The organism is Pontimicrobium sp. IMCC45349, assembly GCF_047219225.1.
Taxonomy (GTDB): Bacteria; Bacteroidota; Bacteroidia; order Flavobacteriales; family Flavobacteriaceae; genus IMCC45349.
Genome location: NZ_CP178208.1, coordinates 2,677,844 through 2,695,184 on the forward strand (window position 1 = coordinate 2,677,844; position 17,341 = coordinate 2,695,184).

Genomic DNA, 17,341 nt, shown 5'->3' on the forward strand with positions numbered 1-17,341 from the left:
AAGCTTTTACTAGTTATGTTTTTAATTATTAAATATATTGTTGCAAATTATTAAACTTAACTAATGAAAACAACTAAATTCAAATTTGCTTTTAAGGCATTATTATCAATTTTTTCAATTGTTCTGCTTACAAGTTGTGGAGGAGATGATTCTTCAGGTACACCTGCTACACCAGTTATTTCAGTAGATACAAGCGCAATGCAGTTTCCTGATACAGATGTATTAAGTGTGTCTGCGTCTCAAAATATATCTGTTGCAGCGTCAAATTTATCGTCTGCTTTAAATGTGTCTGTAACTGCTAACTTTCAGGTGTCTTTAAATAACACCGATTTTTCTTCGCAGGTAGCTATCTCTGCAGAGGATGCTAATGCTGCTTCTCAAACTGTGTATGTGAGGTTTGCACCAACAGAAAATGCTGTTGGTAGTAATAGTGGAACACTAACATTTCAAAGTAGTCAAGCAACATCTGTTACTAAAGTTTTGAATGGAGTAGGTGTTAGTATTACACCTGTAATTAGTGTTAATTCGTCTGCATTGGTTTTTGAGGATACAGTAGTTGGTGAGATGTCTAGTTCGCAAGAACTAGTTGTAAATGGTGATAATTTAGAAACAAATGTAAATTTAAGTGTTGCTGAAGGTTTTTCAATTTCTTTAGATGATAATATGTTTACTAATGAATTACAAGTAGATGCTGAAACTGCAAATAATGGATTTTCTATATACGTTAGGTTTACGCCAACTGTTGTGGCAAGCATTTCTGGAGCATTAGATATTCAAAATGCTGAAGCGGAAAACGTAAGTGTTGATTTGTCTGGAGAGGGAACGCCAATAATTCATAATTATTTAGCTTTTAATGAGCAAGCTTTAGGTTTTGGTGGTGGTTTTAATCAATCTGCTGCTCAATTCTTTAATTTGCATTCAGATTTGAGTAATATTAAGGAAATAAAAATGTACTTGCAAATTGACTGTCCTGCAACAGGATGTGATGATTGGGATCGTTTTGCAAATGTGCAGGTTAAAGATCCAAGCTCTGGTAATTGGTATGAAATGGGAAGATATATTACACCTTATTGGACAGGTACACAGCAATTAGAAAGAGGACTAGAGTTTGATGTAACAGATTTTAAATCTTTATTAGAAGGAAATGTTGAATTGAGAATATATATAGAAAATTGGACGGCTAAAGCTGATATAATTACAGTTGATTTTGATTTTATAGAAGGTGTGCCTGATTATCCTTATTATGCTGTTTCTGAGGTGTTAGGGTATCATGGAAATTCCATAAGTGGTGTCCCTTATGGTGTAGGTCATAATTTTGATTTGACAAAACAAATTTCTATCCCTTCAAATGCTGAAAGTACACATTTAAGAACTACAATTTCTGGTTGGGGACATGCAACACCAAATGATCCAGATGGAAGACCTTGTGCTGAATGGTGTTATAGAACGCATGATGTGATGTTGGATGGTGTTTTAGCTTTTCAGCATGAGTTAGGTCCTTTAGGTTGCGCGAGTAATCCAATAAGTAATCAAAGTCCAGGCAACTGGACGCCTAATAGAGCTGGTTGGTGTCCTGGTATGGTTGTGCCTGCACGAATAGATCAATTTGGTAGTCCAAATGCTGGTAGTGCATTTAATTTTGAGTATGTTTTTTCAAATTGGGTTTCTGATGGAGGAAATGGTAATGCGTATTATGCAACCTCAACTTATGTTGTAGTAAAAAGTAATACAATGATAAGTAAACCAACCGTTACTGATTAATTAGTGATTGTATAATAAAAAAAGCACGCATAAGCGTGCTTTTTTTATGGGTTTATGTTTTGATGTTATAGCTATTATTTTCATCTTTATGTAGATAATTACTTATATGAAAGCATTAGTTATATCTGGAGGAGGAAGTAAAGGAGCGTTTGCAGGTGGTGTAGCGCAATACCTTATGGAAGAACAAAATAAGTCTTATGATTTGTTTTTAGGTACTTCTACTGGAAGTTTGTTGATTCCACATTTAGCAACAGGAAATGTTTCTAAGGTCTATGATATTTTTACTAGTGTTACTCAAAGAGATATATTTAGTGTTAATCCATTTGTGCAGCGAAAAAAGGGAGATAGGGAATATGTATCCATAAATTTTATTAATTCATTATGGCAGTTTATAAAGTTAAAAAGGACTTTTGGAGAAAGTAAAGCATTGCGAAAAAACATAAAGAAAAAGTTTACTATTGAAGAGTTTGATAAAATTAGACGTACTAGAGAGGATGTAGTAGTTACAGTTTCTAATTTGTCAAAAAATAGAGTTGAGTATAAATCTGTAAAAGACTGTACTTATGAAGAATTTTGTAATTGGATATGGATTTCGTGTAATTACATTCCGTTTATGTCGTTAGCGACTGTAAATGGTTATGAGTATGCTGATGGAGGTTTAGGTTGTGTTATTCCTATTAGAGAAGCTATTAAAAGAGGTGCTACAGAGGTTGATGCTGTTGTTTTAGAATCGGAGAATATGGAACGACAAAAAGTATTGGGTAAAAACCCTTTTTCATTAATGATGAGTCTATTCTCGCATTTGTTAGATCAAGTTGAAAAGAGTGATATTGAAATAGGAAAACTTGCAGCTAAGCACAATAACGTAAAGTTAAATTTATATTATACGCCTACCAGTTTAACCGAAAATTCTTTGATTTTTAGTAAACGGTTAATGGTAAAATGGTGGCAAGAAGGTTTTGATTATGCAAAATCAAAACATGAATCACAATTATTTAATGAATTAAAGGGTTAATTGATAGACCAAAGTTTATTAACTTCTTCTTTTATAAAAGAAAGTGCAGCGTCACTAGGAGCTCTTTTGTCCATACTATCAGTTAAGATAGCTTCTCTAAGTTTATCAGCAGAGTTAATTTTGTCAGACAAACTAGATTTTCTTATAAGCTGTACTGTAGCGTTTTTAGCAGCATTAATAATGCTCCAACATTCGTCACTTATGTAAATTTGTTGTGATAAATTATGTTCAAACTCTTGTTCGATACTTTGTATAAGTAAAGTTTCGTAACTGTCTTTATCTGAAGATAATGGGTTTGTTCTAACAAGGAGTTTGTTAGGTGAAATGCGTTCTAGAAATAAAGCCATTCTTTCGTATGCTTGTAAACGAATAGGAAGGGTTTCTTTTTGGTTTTCTTTATGTAATAAATAATTACGTCTATTGTTTTCATTATAGATGTGTTCTTTAAAAAATAAGAAAGCAATTGCCCCAGTAATTAAAGCTGGTACACAGTATAGAATAAGTCCTAATATATTTTCTCCCATAATATTAAATTGTGAGTAAACTTACTTCCTTTTTTGGTTTTGTACAAGATTATTTTCCTCCTAAATGCTCACAATCTTTTAATGCTTGCATATTTGTGAAAGGTACTGGAGATTTAATATACTTATATGTTCTGTCAAGCTCTTTACTCAGGTTATGGTCATCTACATTTACTTCAATATCACTCATTTTGAACTGACAAGGATGTTCGTAACCAGCTGCGTGTGTAATTTCGATGAGTTCTTTTTTGAATGTCTTGAAATATTGAGCTAAACGCTCCGATTTTAAAGGCACATTAATTCCACTTTGTTTCCATTTGCTTTGAGTAGCAATTCCAGCAGGACAACGATTTGTATGACATATTTGCGCTTGAATACAACCAATACTCATCATTGCTTCACGAGCTACATTAATACAATCAACTCCCATTGCAAATGCCATAGCGGCTTTAGCAGGAAAGCCTAATTTTCCGCTTCCAATAAAGACAATACGTTCTGATAAATCATTTTCTTTAAATAATTTGTATAAATCGGCAAAGCCATAAACCCAAGGTAAAGATACGTGATCAGCAAAACTTGGAGGAGCAGCTCCAGTACCACCTTCACCACCATCAATAGTTATAAAATCGGGACCTTTTCCTGTAGTTTTCATTATATCTGCCAATTCTTTCCACTGGTCTAATTTACCAATAGCAGCTTTTATCCCAACAGGTAATCCTGTTTCTTCAGCAATAGCTTCAATAAAATCTACCATTTCTTTTACATTAGAAAAAGCAGAATGATTAGGAGGAGAGAGAACATCTTTTCCAACTTCTACACCACGAATTTCTGCAATCTGTTTTGTGATTTTTTTTCCAGGTAAAACTCCGCCTTTTCCAGGTTTAGCACCTTGAGATAATTTTACTTCTATTGCTCTGATAAATGGATTTTGTTCCACTAAATCTTTCATTTTTTCCATAGAAAAGTTTCCATCTTCACCTCGAACTCCAAAATAACCCGTTCCAAAGTGAAACACCACGTCACCTCCATTACTGTGGTAAGGTGATAAACCTCCTTCTCCAGTATTATGATAAGCATCTGCAATTTCTACACCTTTGTTTAAGGATTCTATTGCTTTTGCAGATAGAGAACCAAAACTCATTGCTGACACATTAATTACTGAAGCTGGTCGATATGGTCTTTTTCGCTTATTATATGCTCCAATTACTTTTGCACAGGGTAAGAAAGTTTTATCAATTGCATTAGGATGGTTGTTGTCAACTTTATAAGGTAGCATTGCATTGTTTATAAATATATGCTGATGAGCGTAGATGTCTCTATCTGTACCAAACCCTTCGTAATTGTTTTCTTTTTTAGCTGACGCATAAATCCAACCGCGTTCTATACGGTTAAAAGGTAATTCTTCTCTATTGTTAGCTACAAAATATTGACGCATTTCTGGACCAATACTTTCAAGTAAATAACGTAGATGTCCAACAATTGGGAAATTGTGGCTTATAGTGTGTTTTTTTTGAATAAAAATATCTCTTATAGCAACTAGGGCTAGCACTATTAATATCCACATCCACCATGAAATGTGAGAAAAAAAATCGATTAGAAGATCCATAAAAGCGTAATTTAGGAGTAAAGATATTTAAAAAAAACAGGAAAAATAATTGTTTATAATTATTCGTGTAAAGCTCATATAATAAGCACAACATTACTTAAATTCACGTTTTAAAAAATTATTAGAATTGGAGAAATATTTAAGTCAGTTAAATGAGGCACAATTAGCACCAACTATTCAAAAAGATGGTCCTATGATTGTGATAGCTGGAGCAGGATCGGGAAAAACAAGAGTACTTACTTATCGTATAGCATATCTTATGCATCAAGGTGTTGATGCGTTTAATATTTTAGCTTTAACTTTTACTAACAAAGCTGCGCGTGAAATGAAAGAGCGTATTGCACAAATTGTAGGAAGTGAAGCCAAAAATTTGTGGATGGGAACATTTCACTCCGTATTTGCAAAAATTTTACGCTTTGAGGGACATCACCTTGGTTTTCCAAGCAATTTTACAATTTATGATACGCAAGACTCTCAGCGTTTAATGGGATCGATTATAAAAGAAAAAGGCTTAGATAAAGACGTTTATAAAACTAAACAAGTTTACTCTAGAATTTCATCGTATAAAAACAGTTTGATTACTGTAAAGGCTTATTTTAATAACCCTGACTTAATGGAAGCAGATGCAATGGCTAAACGACCACAAATGGGGGAGATTTATAAAGAGTATGTGGATCGCTGTTTTAAAGCTGGCGCAATGGACTTTGATGATTTATTGTTGAGAACCAATGAATTGTTGACGAGATTCCCAGCAGTATTGGCTCAATATCAAGATAAGTTTAGATATATTTTGGTAGATGAGTATCAGGATACCAATCATTCTCAATATTTAATTGTACGAGCGTTGGCAGACCGTTTTCAAAACATATGTGTTGTTGGTGATGATGCACAAAGTATTTATGCTTTCCGAGGCGCTAATATTAGCAATATTTTAAACTTCCAAAAGGATTACGATAATGTACAAATGTATCGATTAGAGCAAAATTATCGTTCTACAAAAAATATTGTAAATGCTGCTAATTCTGTAATTGAACATAACCAAACTAAGTTAGACAAAGTCGTTTGGACTGCTAATGAAGAAGGAGAAAAAATTAAGGTACATCGTTCTTTGACTGATGGTGATGAAGGACGTTTTGTTGCAAGTACGATTTGGGATGGTAAAATGCAACATCAGCAAAAAAACAGTCAATTTGCAGTGTTGTATAGAACAAATGCACAATCTCGTGCTATAGAAGATGCGCTTCGTAAACGAGATATTCCTTATAAGATTTATGGAGGACTATCTTTCTACCAACGAAAAGAGATTAAAGATGTTTTAGGGTATTTGCGATTGGTATTAAATCCAGCAGATGAAGAGGCTTTAAAGCGTGTTATTAATTATCCAGCACGTGGTATTGGTCAAACAACTATAGATAGGTTAGTAGTGGCAGCCAATGGGTACAATCGATCAATTTTTGAAGTAATTAAAAATATAGACAAAGTTGATATTAAAATAAATGGTGGTACTAAAAATAAACTTAGAGATTTTGTTACTTTAATAGAAAGCTATCAAGTGATGAATCAAACTGCCAATGCTTTTGATTTATCTGAACATATTGTAAAGACTAGTGGCTTAATTAAAGAGTTTAATAAGGATGGTACACCTGAAGGTATTACTAGATTAGAAAATGTTGAAGAACTCTTAAATGGTATTAAAGATTTTGTTGAAGGACAAATGGAGCTTGCTGATGCCTCAGATTCTTTAGCAGAATTTTTAGAAGATGTGGCTTTAGCTACAGATTTAGATTCTGATAAAGGCGATGATGACCATGTAGCATTAATGACCATTCACCTAGCAAAAGGACTAGAATTCGATAATGTGTTTATAGTTGGTTTGGAAGAAGATTTATTTCCTAGTGCAATGAGCATGAATACGCGTAGTGAATTAGAAGAGGAACGTCGTTTATTTTATGTAGCATTAACAAGAGCGGAAAAACAAGCCTATTTAACCTATGCATTGTCACGTTATCGTTGGGGGAAATTAGTAGACTCTGACCCAAGTCGTTTTATTGAAGAAATTGATGACGAATATTTAGACGTAATAACTCCAATGGAGGAGCGTAGAATAAATCCAATGTTATCTCCAGATATTTTTGGAGACACACAACCAAATAAAATAAGATTTAAAAAGCCTGTTCAGCCTAAGTTCCAGAAAAAAGGTGCTAAAATACCAACTAAAAAAGCTCCAGAAAAATTTGAAATTAGTGTACCTAAAAAGCTAAAAAAAGTAACGACAAGTAATGAAGCTACAACTAACTTGTTTGATAATAACTTAGTGGCAGGAAATATAGTAAAGCACTTGCGTTTTGGTAAAGGAGAAGTTTTAAAGATAGAAGGTAAAGGTGCCGATACTAAAGCTGAAATTAAATTTGAAGCAGGAGGTGTAAAGAAGTTGTTGTTACGTTTTGCTAAATTGCAAGTTATAGGTTAATGTAAAATAAGTAGTATGGCAGAGTATGTTAGAATATATGAGGAAAATCCAAATCCGCGAGATATTGATAAAGTTGTTAAAGTACTTAGAAGTGGAGGTTTGATTATATATCCTACAGACACTGTTTATGGATTAGGTTGTGATATTACTAATATAAAAGCTTTAGAGCGTGTGGCTAAGATAAAAGGCGTTAAGTTAGAAAAGTCTAATTTTTCTTTTATATGTAATGATTTAAGTAATTTAAGTGATTATGTAAAGCAAATAGATAATGCAACATTTAAGTTACTTAAAAGGGCACTTCCAGGAGCTTATACCTTTATTTTACCTGGAGCAAAGTCATTACCAAATCCTTTTAAAAAGAAAAAAACGGTTGGTATTCGTGTTCCAGATAACTCGATAGCTCAAGAAATAGTTTATCAATTAGGTAATCCTATTATTTCTACATCTATTAGAGATGAAGATGAGGTTATAGAGTATACAACAGACCCTGAGTTGATTTATGAAAAGTGGAAAGATAAAGTAGATGTTGTTATTGATGCTGGTTATGGTGGTAATGAGGCTTCAACAGTAATAGATGTATCACAAGGTGAAGTTGAAGTAGTTAGGGAAGGAAAAGGAAGTTTAGATATATTATAAAAAAAGCCCAATCTATTAGATTAGGCTTTTTTTATAATATGCTTTAAGAACTATCTAGTTTTCTGAAGAAAGGTTTTTCATTTCATTTTCTATCATTTCGTAGAATTGGTCAATTTTAGGTAAAACAACCACTCTTGTTCTTCTGTTTTTAGCTCTGTTTTCAGCAGTGTCATTTTCAGCTAAAGGAACATAACTACTACGTCCAGCTGCAATTAATTGACTTGGGTTAACACCTAATTCTTGTAAAACTCTAATAATTGATGTAGAACGTTTTACACTTAAATCCCAGTTGTCTACTAATACACCTTTACTGTATGAACGACTATCTGTATGTCCTTCAATCATAGCTTCAAAGTCAGGTTTGTCATTAATAACCTTCGCAACTTTAGCTAACACTGATTTTGCTTTGTCTGTAACTGTATAACTTCCTGTTTTAAATAATAATTTATCAGCAATAGATATGAACACCACTCCTTTTTCAACATTAACTTCAATGTCTGGATCGTTAATGCCAACAGCTTTTTTAAGGCTAGTTACTATAGCAAGTGTTACACTGTCTTTTTTTGTTAATGCATCTTGTAAGCGAGATATTTTTAAATCTTTTTCTTTTAAGCTTTCTAAAGATTTTTCAAGATTTTCTGCTCCTTTTGTTGTTAGGATAGTCATATCCTTAGTGCTTTCAATTAAAGCTTTGTTAGATTTTCGTAAGTCAGATAATTGATCTTTTAAAGCATCTAAACTTGCATTAGCAGCAGCCTTGTCAGACAAGCAGCTGTTAAGTTTAACTGTAGCAGTATTTAATAAATCTTGAGTTTCTTTGTGTTTTGCTTCTAGAGCTGCGAATTCCTTTTTAGAAACACACGAACTAAGCATTAACATTGTGCATAAACCAAATAAAAGGTGTCTTTTCATAATAAATAATATTAAAATTACTGTAAATAAATAGCAAAAGTATTGAAAATTTAACAGCTGTATTAGTGATTAACAAAACTTTTACGAATAAATTAAAGTTTGTTAAATGTTGTTTTGCGATTAATGTAATATGACCAGACTATAGATGCTATTTTGTAGTGTTTAATGTTCTGGTTTAATGATTTTCGTTGTTTAAGTGCAAAAGTGAGTTTTGAATAAAAACTAAAATGAGCTTTAATAATAGCGAAACAGTGTAAGGGCTTTAATTTTAGTAAAAAAAGAATTCCAGCAATGCCATCTAAACAAAGGCGTATAAGAATTAAAGAAAAGATTGGCTTTTGAGCATTTTTTACTAGCATTAATAAACTATTTCTAAAATTTAGGAATGTCTTTTTGGGGTTTGTGTTTTTTAATGTTGCACCACCAACATGATATACATGTGAGTTACCATTGTAACTAATATTATAACCATGGTTTTTTACTCTCCAACATAAATCAATTTCTTCCATATGAGCAAAAAATGATTGGTCAAAACCATCTAGTTTTTTAAAAACACTATTTCTAATAAAAAAACATGCGCCAGAAGCCCAAAAAATGTCTTTGTTGTTATTGTATTGATTAGTGTCTTCTTCTATAGTACTAAAGATTCTTCCTCTACAGTATGGATAGCCATATTTATCAATGTAACCTCCAGCTGCACCAGCATATTCAAACTTATTTTTATCTTTAAAGTCTAGAATTTTTGGTTGTATTATTGCTGTGTTGTCTTCTGTTTTAAATTGTTCAATGATTGGAGTTAGCCAGTTTTTTGTAACCTCTATATCACTATTTAAAAGACAAATGATTTCTTCGTTAACTTCTTTTAAAGCATTATTGTAACCTCCAGCAAAACCTAAATTAGTTTTGTTTTTAATAATTTTTACTGAAGAGAAATTGTTATTTATAATGTTTAGTGACTCATCTGTAGAAGCGTTATCAGCTACATATATATTGGCAGAAGTTGAATGTTCAATTATAGATGGAAGAAACTGTTCTAATAGTTCTTTACCATTCCAATTTAGTATAACAATAGCAACTTTCAATCTACTTAATCTTTAAGAAAGATCGACAGTCATTTGCATATTCTAGAGCGCTATCATCATCTTCACTTTCAATAGGTTTTTTGAAGCAAAGAGTAATGTTGTTAGGGTCAATGAAAGTAAGAATTCCAGTGTCTTTTTTTATGACTTGGTTTTTCTTCTTGTCTTTTATTATTATGGTAAGTGTAATTTTTGATTTACTATATTCTGCTTTGTAATGCATAGATAGAAGTTTACCGTCTTCAACATAATTATTACCACCAAGAATTTTATTTCCAACCTTAAATGTTAATACACCATATTTATCTAATACCATTCTAATAGGGTTACTTTCATAAAGTGTTTCCCAAGTGCCAATATGTGTTCTATTTTGTGAGAATGATAAGCTGCTGCTTATAAAAAAGATAAAAAATATAAGGTGCCTTAATCTCATTAATTGTGGTTTGGTAAATCTCTTAAAAAACGATAACATTCATTTTTTAAATCCAAAACGCAAAAGTAGTGATTTATTCCGTTAGTTACCATTAAAAAATTGGCTTTTAACTTTAAATTATACCTTGCAATTTGGTCAAAGGTGTCTTGAGTGATATTTATTTTTGCAGATTTGCATTCTACTATAATATGAATGCTTCCATCAGTATTAAAAACCACAATATCATAACGTTTTTTTAAACCATTTATAATGAGCTCTTTTTCAACGTTTATAAGTGATTTTGGATATTTTTTTTCGTGAATTAAATAGTTTACACAATGTTGTCTTACCCATTCTTCTGGTTGTAAGACAACAAATTTTTTGCGAATTTCATCAAAAATAAGAGTTTTATTTTCGCTATTTTTGACCCTAAACGTGTATTTTGGAAAATTAAGTTCTTGCACTACACAAATTTGGTAATTTTTTTTCAATGGATGAAGTTAAACAGTTAGTAACTGATATAAAAAATGGAAATTTTAAACCTATTTATTTTTTAATGGGAGAAGAGCCATATTATATAGATAGGATATCAGATTATATTGAACAAAATGTGTTAGCTGAAGAGGAAAAAGGATTTAATCAAATGGTTTTATATGGTAGAGATGTTACTATTGAAGATATAGTTTCTAATGCCAAACGTTTTCCTATGATGGCCGAAAGGCAAGTGGTTATTGTTAAAGAGGCTCAAGATTTATCAAGGAATATTGAGAAGTTGGTGTCTTATGCGCAAAATCCTCAACCTACCACAGTTTTAGTGTTTAACTATAAATATAAAAAAATAGATAAGCGTAAGGCGTTATACAAAGAACTAAAGAAAACTAGTGTGGTTTTTGAAAGTAAGAAATTGTATGATAACCAAGTTCCAGATTGGATAAGACGAGTATTAGCTCCTAAAGGTTATACTATTTCTCCTAAAGCAGCACAAATGCTAGTAGAATTTTTAGGGACTGATTTAAGTAAAGTAAATAATGAATTAGAAAAGTTAAAATTAATTATTCCACAAGGTCAACAAATAACTCCAGAAATTATTGAAGAGAATATTGGAATCTCAAAAGATTATAACAATTTTGAACTACGAAAAGCTGTAGGCGAAGTTAATAGAGTTAAGGCTTATAGGATAATTAATTATTTTGCTGATAATCCAAAGGATAACCCAACTGTAGTGACTATAGCATTATTATATAATTTTTTCTCACAATTATTACAGTTACATGGACTGAATGATAAATCTCCTAGAGCAGTAGCATCGTCACTAAGAATCAATCCGTACTTTGCAAACGAATATATTAGTGCAGCAAGAAATTACCCTATGCGTAGGGTTAGCCAAGTAATAGCTGTATTACGTGAGTTTGATGTGAAAAGTAAAGGTGTTGGCGCTAATGCATTACCACAAAGCGATTTACTTAAGGAGTTAATGGTTAAAATAATGGGTTAGTCTATGCTTTCATGAGCAAACATTGCTGCTCCGACAATTCCTGCATTGTTAAGTAGTTTAGCAGCCGTAATAGGTGTTTTTATGTCTAAATGCTTTTCAAATTTCTCCATTTTTTTACTGATTCCTCCTCCAATTATGAATAAATCTGGGTGTATAATATTCTCTAAATGAGATAGAAAGTAGCTAACGCGCTTTCCCCATTCTTTATAGCTTAAATCCTCACGTTTTCTAGCAGACTCTGCAGCGAAACTTTCCATGATATCACCTTTTTTTCCATGTATTTGACCTAACTCAAAATTTGATAATAGCTTTCCATTAAAAAATACGCCAGAACCAATTCCAGTGCCAAGAGTTATGATAGCTACGAGTCCATTTTTATTTTTTCCAGCTCCAAACTTCATTTCTGCCATTGCTGCAGCATCAGCATCATTAACAACATAAAAATCTTGATTACAGCGGTTTTTAAATAGGTTGTCTATTTGAGTGTTTTTCCATTGTTTGTCTAGGTTTCCATAATGTAATGCTTTTCCATTTTTTACAATGGTAGGAAAAGAAACACCAACAGGCCCACTCCAGTTTAAACTTTCTATAATTTCATTAACTGTATCTGAAACAGCATTAGGAGTAGCAGGTTTAGGAGTTGGAATTCTTTTGCGCTCACTTAATAATTCTCCCGTTGAGGCATCAACAATTGCTGCTTTTATCCCAGATCCTCCAATATCAATTCCTAATAATTCCATGTGTTAGTTTAGTTAGTTGTTATGTGTTTGCTAACTTAAGAAAAGTAAAAAGATAATACAATGTCTAGTTTTTAGCTGTTAAGTAATTCTTCTAATTGGATATTATAATCGTATTGCAAGTCTTCATGAAGTGCAGGCAATTTCTTTTTAATACTCTCTATTTGTCTTAAATAAATATTAGTTAGAGTTACATTGTTATTTATAGAAGGGTAGAAGCTCTTTAGTTTTTCAGAAAAATAAAGTAGAAGTTCTATTTCTGTTTCTTTTTTTAAGGAATAACGAATGTATTTTTTTATGGTTCTTAAAATTTTTCGAACACTTTTCTTTATATAAAAGTAACTACTGGTGTTAATGTTATCAAAGGCTTCATCTACTTCTTCTTTGATACCTTCTATATATGTAACTTCATTATCTGCCTCAAAAAGTAAGTAGGTGAGTAGTTCTTTATTTTCTTTTTTAAAGCGTGATAATCTTAAGCAAAGTTTTATTAACTCTTCCGAGTCGCGATATTGAAGTTCTTTTTTGAGTTGTGTAACAGTTGCTGTTTTCATGTAGTAAGGTTTATCCTTTTAAAAGGTTAACACTAACGGTTGCTAAGTTGTTATTTGGAAATTTTGTAAAATACTGTTCATTTGGTATTAAACCTGCTTCTAGAGCAACTTTATTAAATACATCTACTTCTAATATAAACTGATCTGAATAACCATGAGTTGCATCGTAGGCAGAAGCAGCTGTTTTACCAATGTTTGCTGCAGTTAATTCTGGATTTACCGTATGGAGTTCAATAATTAACAATCCAAATTGTTCAACATAAGGCTTCCATTTTTTTAAATGCTCTAATAATGAATCTTCAACCAAATTGTTGTTAATGCGCTTACCTTTGTAAGCGTATGCTCCTGTTGAATCACTAACTCGATTGGTGGTTGTTTCTGGAGCTTCCCAAATACGATTATGGTCTAAGAATGTGCGAACGTTAAGTAAATCTTTTAAGTCGATATTGTAATCTTCTTTTAAATCTTTTGATAATAAATCAGGTCGACCAATATCTCCCCAGATTACTTTTGCCCAAATATCTGCTTTAATAAGGTTTGCTCTTGTAACTTTTAAAGCAGCTTTGTTATAATCTGCACCAACAAGTAATAAAGGATATTCGTCTAGCAATTTTCCTCGGCTTGTTTGGTGTTCTATAACATCAAAAATATGTTGAATAAAAGCACCATTACCACAACCCATATCAAGGATTCCTTTTGGTTGTTCGTCTATAGGTTTGTTAAAAAGTTTAATAATTATCTCGTCTATTATTTTAAAGTAAGTGGAATGTGCGCCACCGCTTCCCCAAACATTCATTTCACGATGTACATGCTTTTCAGTTTCGTCAGGTGAAGAGGTATTTAATATTAAAGGATTACCAAATAGTAATTCGTCTAATTGTAAAAATGTTGGTAAATAAGAAACAGTTACACCATATGCACTTGCACGTTTTGCGAAAAATAATCCTTTATCTGTAAATTGATAAGTGTCTTTTTTCTTGTTAAACCATCCAAGATGTGATAAAAAATCTAATATTTTTTTAAAACTTTCAGGATCGTTATGGTACTCTTGTGCTCTAAACGATGCTTCCATAAAATATTTATGAAATAGCCCATTAACACCAAGTAAAACAATGATAGGAGCGGCAATGACGCCTTCTATATGTTTGAGTACTTGATAAGCTATAGAGTTTTCGTTAGATATATCTAAATCAAAATTCTTTTCATATTTTTTAAAAATACGGTCTAAGGCACTAAAGGCGTCAGGACCAATACGTTCTTCAGGGAATTTAACTGAGTAGGAGAGTAGGTTTACAGCGTCTTTATATAAATGAGCTAGTTTAAAAGCTTCTTCACTTTTGTCATTAATGCTATAAGTTATAATGTCATTTTTGTTATCAACTTGCTGGTTTAGCCAACCTTGAGAACATAATATTCTCAATGCTACATTTAAGTATCCTTCATTGGCATTAAATTTTGAGGTTATATCGTTTAGAGAAACGGATTGTTTTTCTAATAAAAAATCTAAAACACCTTCTTTTTGTAATGAGTAAGTTGTTGTAGCTGTTGCGATACCATCTAGATGTCTAAAGATGGTTTCTCTTAATTCAGTTTTATCTTTTTTTGAAAGCATAAATACATGGTTTGTATTTATTAAAGATAAAAAAAACGCTTAAAGTAAATTTAAGCGTTTCAATATTTATGTTTTTATTATTATTTAATTACCTAAGTTTAGGATAATCTTCAGGATTTACTTCATGCATTACATTGTAAACTGCTTCAAAAATATCTTCGTTAGAAGGTTTACTAAAGTAATCACCATCTGATCCGTAAGCTGGTCTATGTTCTTTAGCGGCTAAAGTTTGTGGTTTGCTATCAAGGTAATCGTAAGCATTTTGTTCTTCAATTATCTTGTTTAAGATGTATGCTGAAGCTCCTCCAGGAACATCCTCATCAATAACCATAAGTCTGTTGGTTTTAGCAATACTCTTTACTATGTCATGGTTTAAATCAAAAGGTAATAATGACTGTATATCAATAATCTCAGCATCTATACCAACTTCTAAAAGTTCTTTAGCAACTTCTTCTACAATGCGTAATGTTGAACCATAAGAAACTAAAGTAATGTCATTACCTTCTTTTACGGTTTCTACAACACCAATAGGAGTTTTAAATGTCCCAACATTGTTTGGCATTTTTTCCTTTAAACGATACCCATTTAAACATTCTACAACAAGTGCTGGTTGGTCACTTTCTAAAAGTGTATTGTAAAAACCAGCTGCTTTAGTCATATTTCTAGGTACAAGTACATGAATACCTCTAACTAAATTTAAAATTCCTCCCATTTGTGATCCAGAGTGCCAAATACCCTCAAGTCTATGACCTCTAGTTCTAATAATCATAGGTGCTTTTTGCTTTCCTAATGTTCTATAGTGTAATGTAGCTAAATCGTCACTAATGATTTGAAGTGCATATAATAAATAGTCTAGATATTGAATTTCAGCAATTGGTCTCAAACCTCTCATTGCCATTCCTATACCTTGACCTAATATGGTAGCTTCTCTAATTCCTGCATCAGATATTCTTAATTCTCCATATTTTTCTTGAAGTCCTTCAAGCCCTTGGTTTACATCACCAATAGTTCCTGAATCTTCACCAAATATTAATGCTTCAGGATAGTTGCTAAATATTTTATCAAAATTATCTCTAATAATAATTCTACCATCTACTAATTCAGCATCTTCATTATAAGAAGGTTTAACTTCGTCAATGTTTGTAGCACATTTTTTTGATTCGCTATATAATAATGAACTGTATTTTGGTTGGTTGACAGCAAAGTAGTTGTCAATCCATGAAATTAATTGTTGCTTTTCGTTAGAATTTTCAAAAGCTATATAACGTAGTGTTTTTCTAGCTGTAGAAGCAATGTCTTTTCTAAGTGGCTCATCAATAGCTTGTAAGTCATTAGTAAGTTTATTGATAAATACTTTATTTGAGCTACTAGACGCTACTTTGTTTAATAAAGAAATTAGTTGTTGTTGTTCCTCTTTTATAGGTGTGATAAAAGCGTTCCAAGCAGCTTTTTTACCTTCTCTAACTTTTCTTTTTAAATTTTTATCAATTGTAGTAAGTTCTTCTTCTGTAGCAATGTCATTAGAAACAATCCACTCTCTCAACTTAGAGATACAGTCATGTTCTTTTTCCCATTTAAGACGATCTGCACTTTTATAACGTTCGTGAGAACCAGAGGTTGAGTGTCCTTGAGGTTGTGTTAGTTCGTCTACGTGAATAAGTACAGGAACATGTTCTTGTCTAGCAATTTCACTTGCTTTTTCGTAAGTGTTAATTAGCTCAACATAATCCCAACCTTTTACTCTTAAAATTTCATAACCATTTCCTTTATCGTCTCTTTGGAAACCTTTTAAAATTTCAGAAATATTTTCTTTGGTAGTTTGGTGTCTTGCATGTACAGAAATTCCATATTCATCATCCCAAACACTAATAACCATAGGTACTTGTAATACTCCAGCAGCATTAATGGTCTCAAAAAATAGCCCTTCACTTGTACTTGCGTTACCAATAGTTCCCCATGCAACTTCATTACCTTTTACAGAAAAATTAGTGGTATTTATACCTTTTACGTTTCTATAGATTTTAGATGCTTGTGCTAAACCTAATAAACGAGGCATTTGTCCAGCAGTAGGTGAAATATCAGCACTAGAATTTTTTTGTTTAGTAAGATCTTTCCAATTATAATTTTCATCAAGACTATGCGTTCCAAAATGTCCACCCATTTGCCTACCAGCACTCATTGGGTCGTTTTTAATATCAGCATGGGCATACAATCCTGCAAAAAACTGCTCTATAGTTAATTGACCAATAGCCATCATAAATGTTTGGTCTCTATAATAACCAGATCTGAAATCACCATTTTTAAAAGCTTTTGCCCAAGCTAACTGAGGGATTTCTTTACCATCACCAAAAATTCCAAATTTAGCTTTACCTGTTAAAACTTCACGACGACCTAGTAAACTACATTCTCTACTTGTAACAGCTATTGTGTAATCATTAAGGATTTCCTTTTTAAAATCTGTATATGTGATGTCTTTGGTAATGTCTTGATTTGTTTGCATAATCGAATTTTGATGTGCTACAAAAGTAGTT

At 32.0% G+C, this 17,341-nt stretch carries 15 protein-coding genes; 5 read left to right on the forward strand and 10 right to left on the reverse strand.

Translation table 11 applies throughout. From position 1 onward, the window contains the following. The first annotated feature begins 63 nt into the window (after positions 1-63). Positions 64-1,761, forward strand: a complete 1,698-nt coding sequence (locus ACLII3_RS12520; RefSeq protein WP_412984568.1) for a peptide-N-glycosidase F-related protein — start codon at positions 64-66, stop codon at positions 1,759-1,761. Between the two features lie 106 nt (positions 1,762-1,867). After that, entirely contained in the window at positions 1,868-2,776 is a 909-nt protein-coding gene (locus ACLII3_RS12525; RefSeq protein WP_412984569.1) for a patatin-like phospholipase family protein, read from the forward strand. On the opposite strand, the gene ACLII3_RS12530 is transcribed toward ACLII3_RS12525, so the two are convergent. After that, positions 2,773-3,300 (reverse strand): hypothetical protein, encoded by a 528-nt coding sequence (locus tag ACLII3_RS12530; RefSeq protein ID WP_412984570.1) that lies wholly within the window; start codon positions 3,298-3,300, stop codon positions 2,773-2,775. The two genes, ACLII3_RS12525 and ACLII3_RS12530, sit on opposite strands and share 4 nt — an antisense overlap. A 49-nt stretch (positions 3,301-3,349) precedes the next feature. After that, the gene (locus ACLII3_RS12535; RefSeq protein WP_412984571.1) at positions 3,350-4,903 is read right to left on the reverse strand and encodes an FMN-binding glutamate synthase family protein; all 1,554 of its coding nucleotides are present in this window, start codon (positions 4,901-4,903) and stop codon (positions 3,350-3,352) included. Positions 4,904-5,030: 127 nt separating this feature from the next. Here ACLII3_RS12535 and ACLII3_RS12540 point away from each other — a divergent pair, with 127 nt between their 5' ends. Next, positions 5,031-7,373, forward strand: coding sequence for an ATP-dependent helicase (locus ACLII3_RS12540; protein WP_412984572.1), 2,343 nt, complete (start codon positions 5,031-5,033; stop codon positions 7,371-7,373). Positions 7,374-7,388: 15 nt separating this feature from the next. Beyond that, positions 7,389-8,009 (forward strand): L-threonylcarbamoyladenylate synthase, encoded by a 621-nt coding sequence (locus ACLII3_RS12545; RefSeq protein WP_412984573.1) that lies wholly within the window; start codon positions 7,389-7,391, stop codon positions 8,007-8,009. A 54-nt stretch (positions 8,010-8,063) separates the two neighbouring features. Here the strand turns inward: ACLII3_RS12545 and ACLII3_RS12550 are convergent, their stop codons facing one another. From ACLII3_RS12550 to ACLII3_RS12565, 4 genes are all read right to left on the reverse strand, one after another. Beyond that, on the reverse strand, positions 8,064-8,921 hold the full coding sequence (locus ACLII3_RS12550; protein WP_412984574.1) for a flagellar motor protein MotB: 858 nt from the start codon (positions 8,919-8,921) through the stop codon (positions 8,064-8,066). 92 nt (positions 8,922-9,013) lie between these two features. After that, positions 9,014-10,003: a glycosyltransferase family 2 protein gene (locus ACLII3_RS12555; protein WP_412984575.1), complete on the reverse strand. Its 990-nt coding sequence runs from the start codon at positions 10,001-10,003 to the stop codon at positions 9,014-9,016. A gap of 1 nt (position 10,004) precedes the next feature. Then, entirely contained in the window at positions 10,005-10,433 is a 429-nt protein-coding gene (locus ACLII3_RS12560; protein WP_412984576.1) for a hypothetical protein, read from the reverse strand. Continuing rightward, positions 10,433-10,876 (reverse strand): type I restriction enzyme HsdR N-terminal domain-containing protein, encoded by a 444-nt coding sequence (locus ACLII3_RS12565; protein ID WP_412987921.1) that lies wholly within the window; start codon positions 10,874-10,876, stop codon positions 10,433-10,435. Before ACLII3_RS12565 ends, ACLII3_RS12560 begins: the two co-directional genes overlap by 1 nt. 26 nt (positions 10,877-10,902) lie before the next feature. Here ACLII3_RS12565 and holA point away from each other — a divergent pair, with 26 nt between their 5' ends. Beyond that, entirely contained in the window at positions 10,903-11,907 is a 1,005-nt protein-coding gene (gene holA / locus ACLII3_RS12570) for a DNA polymerase III subunit delta (protein WP_412984577.1), read from the forward strand. On the opposite strand, the gene ppgK is transcribed toward holA, so the two are convergent. The 4 genes from ppgK to ACLII3_RS12590 all read right to left on the reverse strand — a co-directional run bounded on the left by ppgK (position 11,904) and on the right by ACLII3_RS12590 (position 17,310). Then, a complete protein-coding gene (gene ppgK, locus ACLII3_RS12575) occupies positions 11,904-12,647 on the reverse strand; it encodes a polyphosphate--glucose phosphotransferase (RefSeq protein ID WP_412984578.1) in 744 nt (247 codons plus the stop codon). The genes holA and ppgK overlap by 4 nt on opposite strands. Positions 12,648-12,718: 71 nt before the next feature. Then, entirely contained in the window at positions 12,719-13,198 is a 480-nt protein-coding gene (locus tag ACLII3_RS12580) for a hypothetical protein (protein WP_412984579.1), read from the reverse strand. 10 nt (positions 13,199-13,208) lie between these two features. Beyond that, positions 13,209-14,810: a class I SAM-dependent methyltransferase gene (locus ACLII3_RS12585; RefSeq protein WP_412984580.1), complete on the reverse strand. Its 1,602-nt coding sequence runs from the start codon at positions 14,808-14,810 to the stop codon at positions 13,209-13,211. Between the two features lie 88 nt (positions 14,811-14,898). Then, the gene (locus ACLII3_RS12590) at positions 14,899-17,310 is read right to left on the reverse strand and encodes a thiamine pyrophosphate-dependent enzyme (RefSeq protein WP_412984581.1); all 2,412 of its coding nucleotides are present in this window, start codon (positions 17,308-17,310) and stop codon (positions 14,899-14,901) included. Between the last annotated feature and the right edge of the window lie 31 nt (positions 17,311-17,341).

What these genes read in the sequence shown, in the direction of transcription:
- ACLII3_RS12520 (WP_412984568.1), top strand. Translation starts at nt 64, where the DNA reads ATGAAAACAACTAAATTCAAATTTGCTTTTAAGGCATTATTATCAATT.
- ACLII3_RS12525 (WP_412984569.1), top strand. Translation starts at nt 1,868, where the DNA reads ATGAAAGCATTAGTTATATCTGGAGGAGGAAGTAAAGGAGCGTTTGCA.
- ACLII3_RS12530 (WP_412984570.1), bottom strand. Translation starts at nt 3,300, where the DNA reads ATGGGAGAAAATATATTAGGACTTATTCTATACTGTGTACCAGCTTTA.
- ACLII3_RS12535 (WP_412984571.1), bottom strand. Translation starts at nt 4,903, where the DNA reads ATGGATCTTCTAATCGATTTTTTTTCTCACATTTCATGGTGGATGTGG.
- ACLII3_RS12545 (WP_412984573.1), top strand. Translation starts at nt 7,389, where the DNA reads ATGGCAGAGTATGTTAGAATATATGAGGAAAATCCAAATCCGCGAGAT.
- ACLII3_RS12550 (WP_412984574.1), bottom strand. Translation starts at nt 8,921, where the DNA reads ATGAAAAGACACCTTTTATTTGGTTTATGCACAATGTTAATGCTTAGT.
- ACLII3_RS12560 (WP_412984576.1), bottom strand. Translation starts at nt 10,433, where the DNA reads ATGAGATTAAGGCACCTTATATTTTTTATCTTTTTTATAAGCAGCAGC.
- holA (WP_412984577.1), top strand. Translation starts at nt 10,903, where the DNA reads ATGGATGAAGTTAAACAGTTAGTAACTGATATAAAAAATGGAAATTTT.
- ppgK (WP_412984578.1), bottom strand. Translation starts at nt 12,647, where the DNA reads ATGGAATTATTAGGAATTGATATTGGAGGATCTGGGATAAAAGCAGCA.
- ACLII3_RS12580 (WP_412984579.1), bottom strand. Translation starts at nt 13,198, where the DNA reads ATGAAAACAGCAACTGTTACACAACTCAAAAAAGAACTTCAATATCGC.
- ACLII3_RS12585 (WP_412984580.1), bottom strand. Translation starts at nt 14,810, where the DNA reads ATGCTTTCAAAAAAAGATAAAACTGAATTAAGAGAAACCATCTTTAGA.
- ACLII3_RS12590 (WP_412984581.1), bottom strand. Translation starts at nt 17,310, where the DNA reads ATGCAAACAAATCAAGACATTACCAAAGACATCACATATACAGATTTT.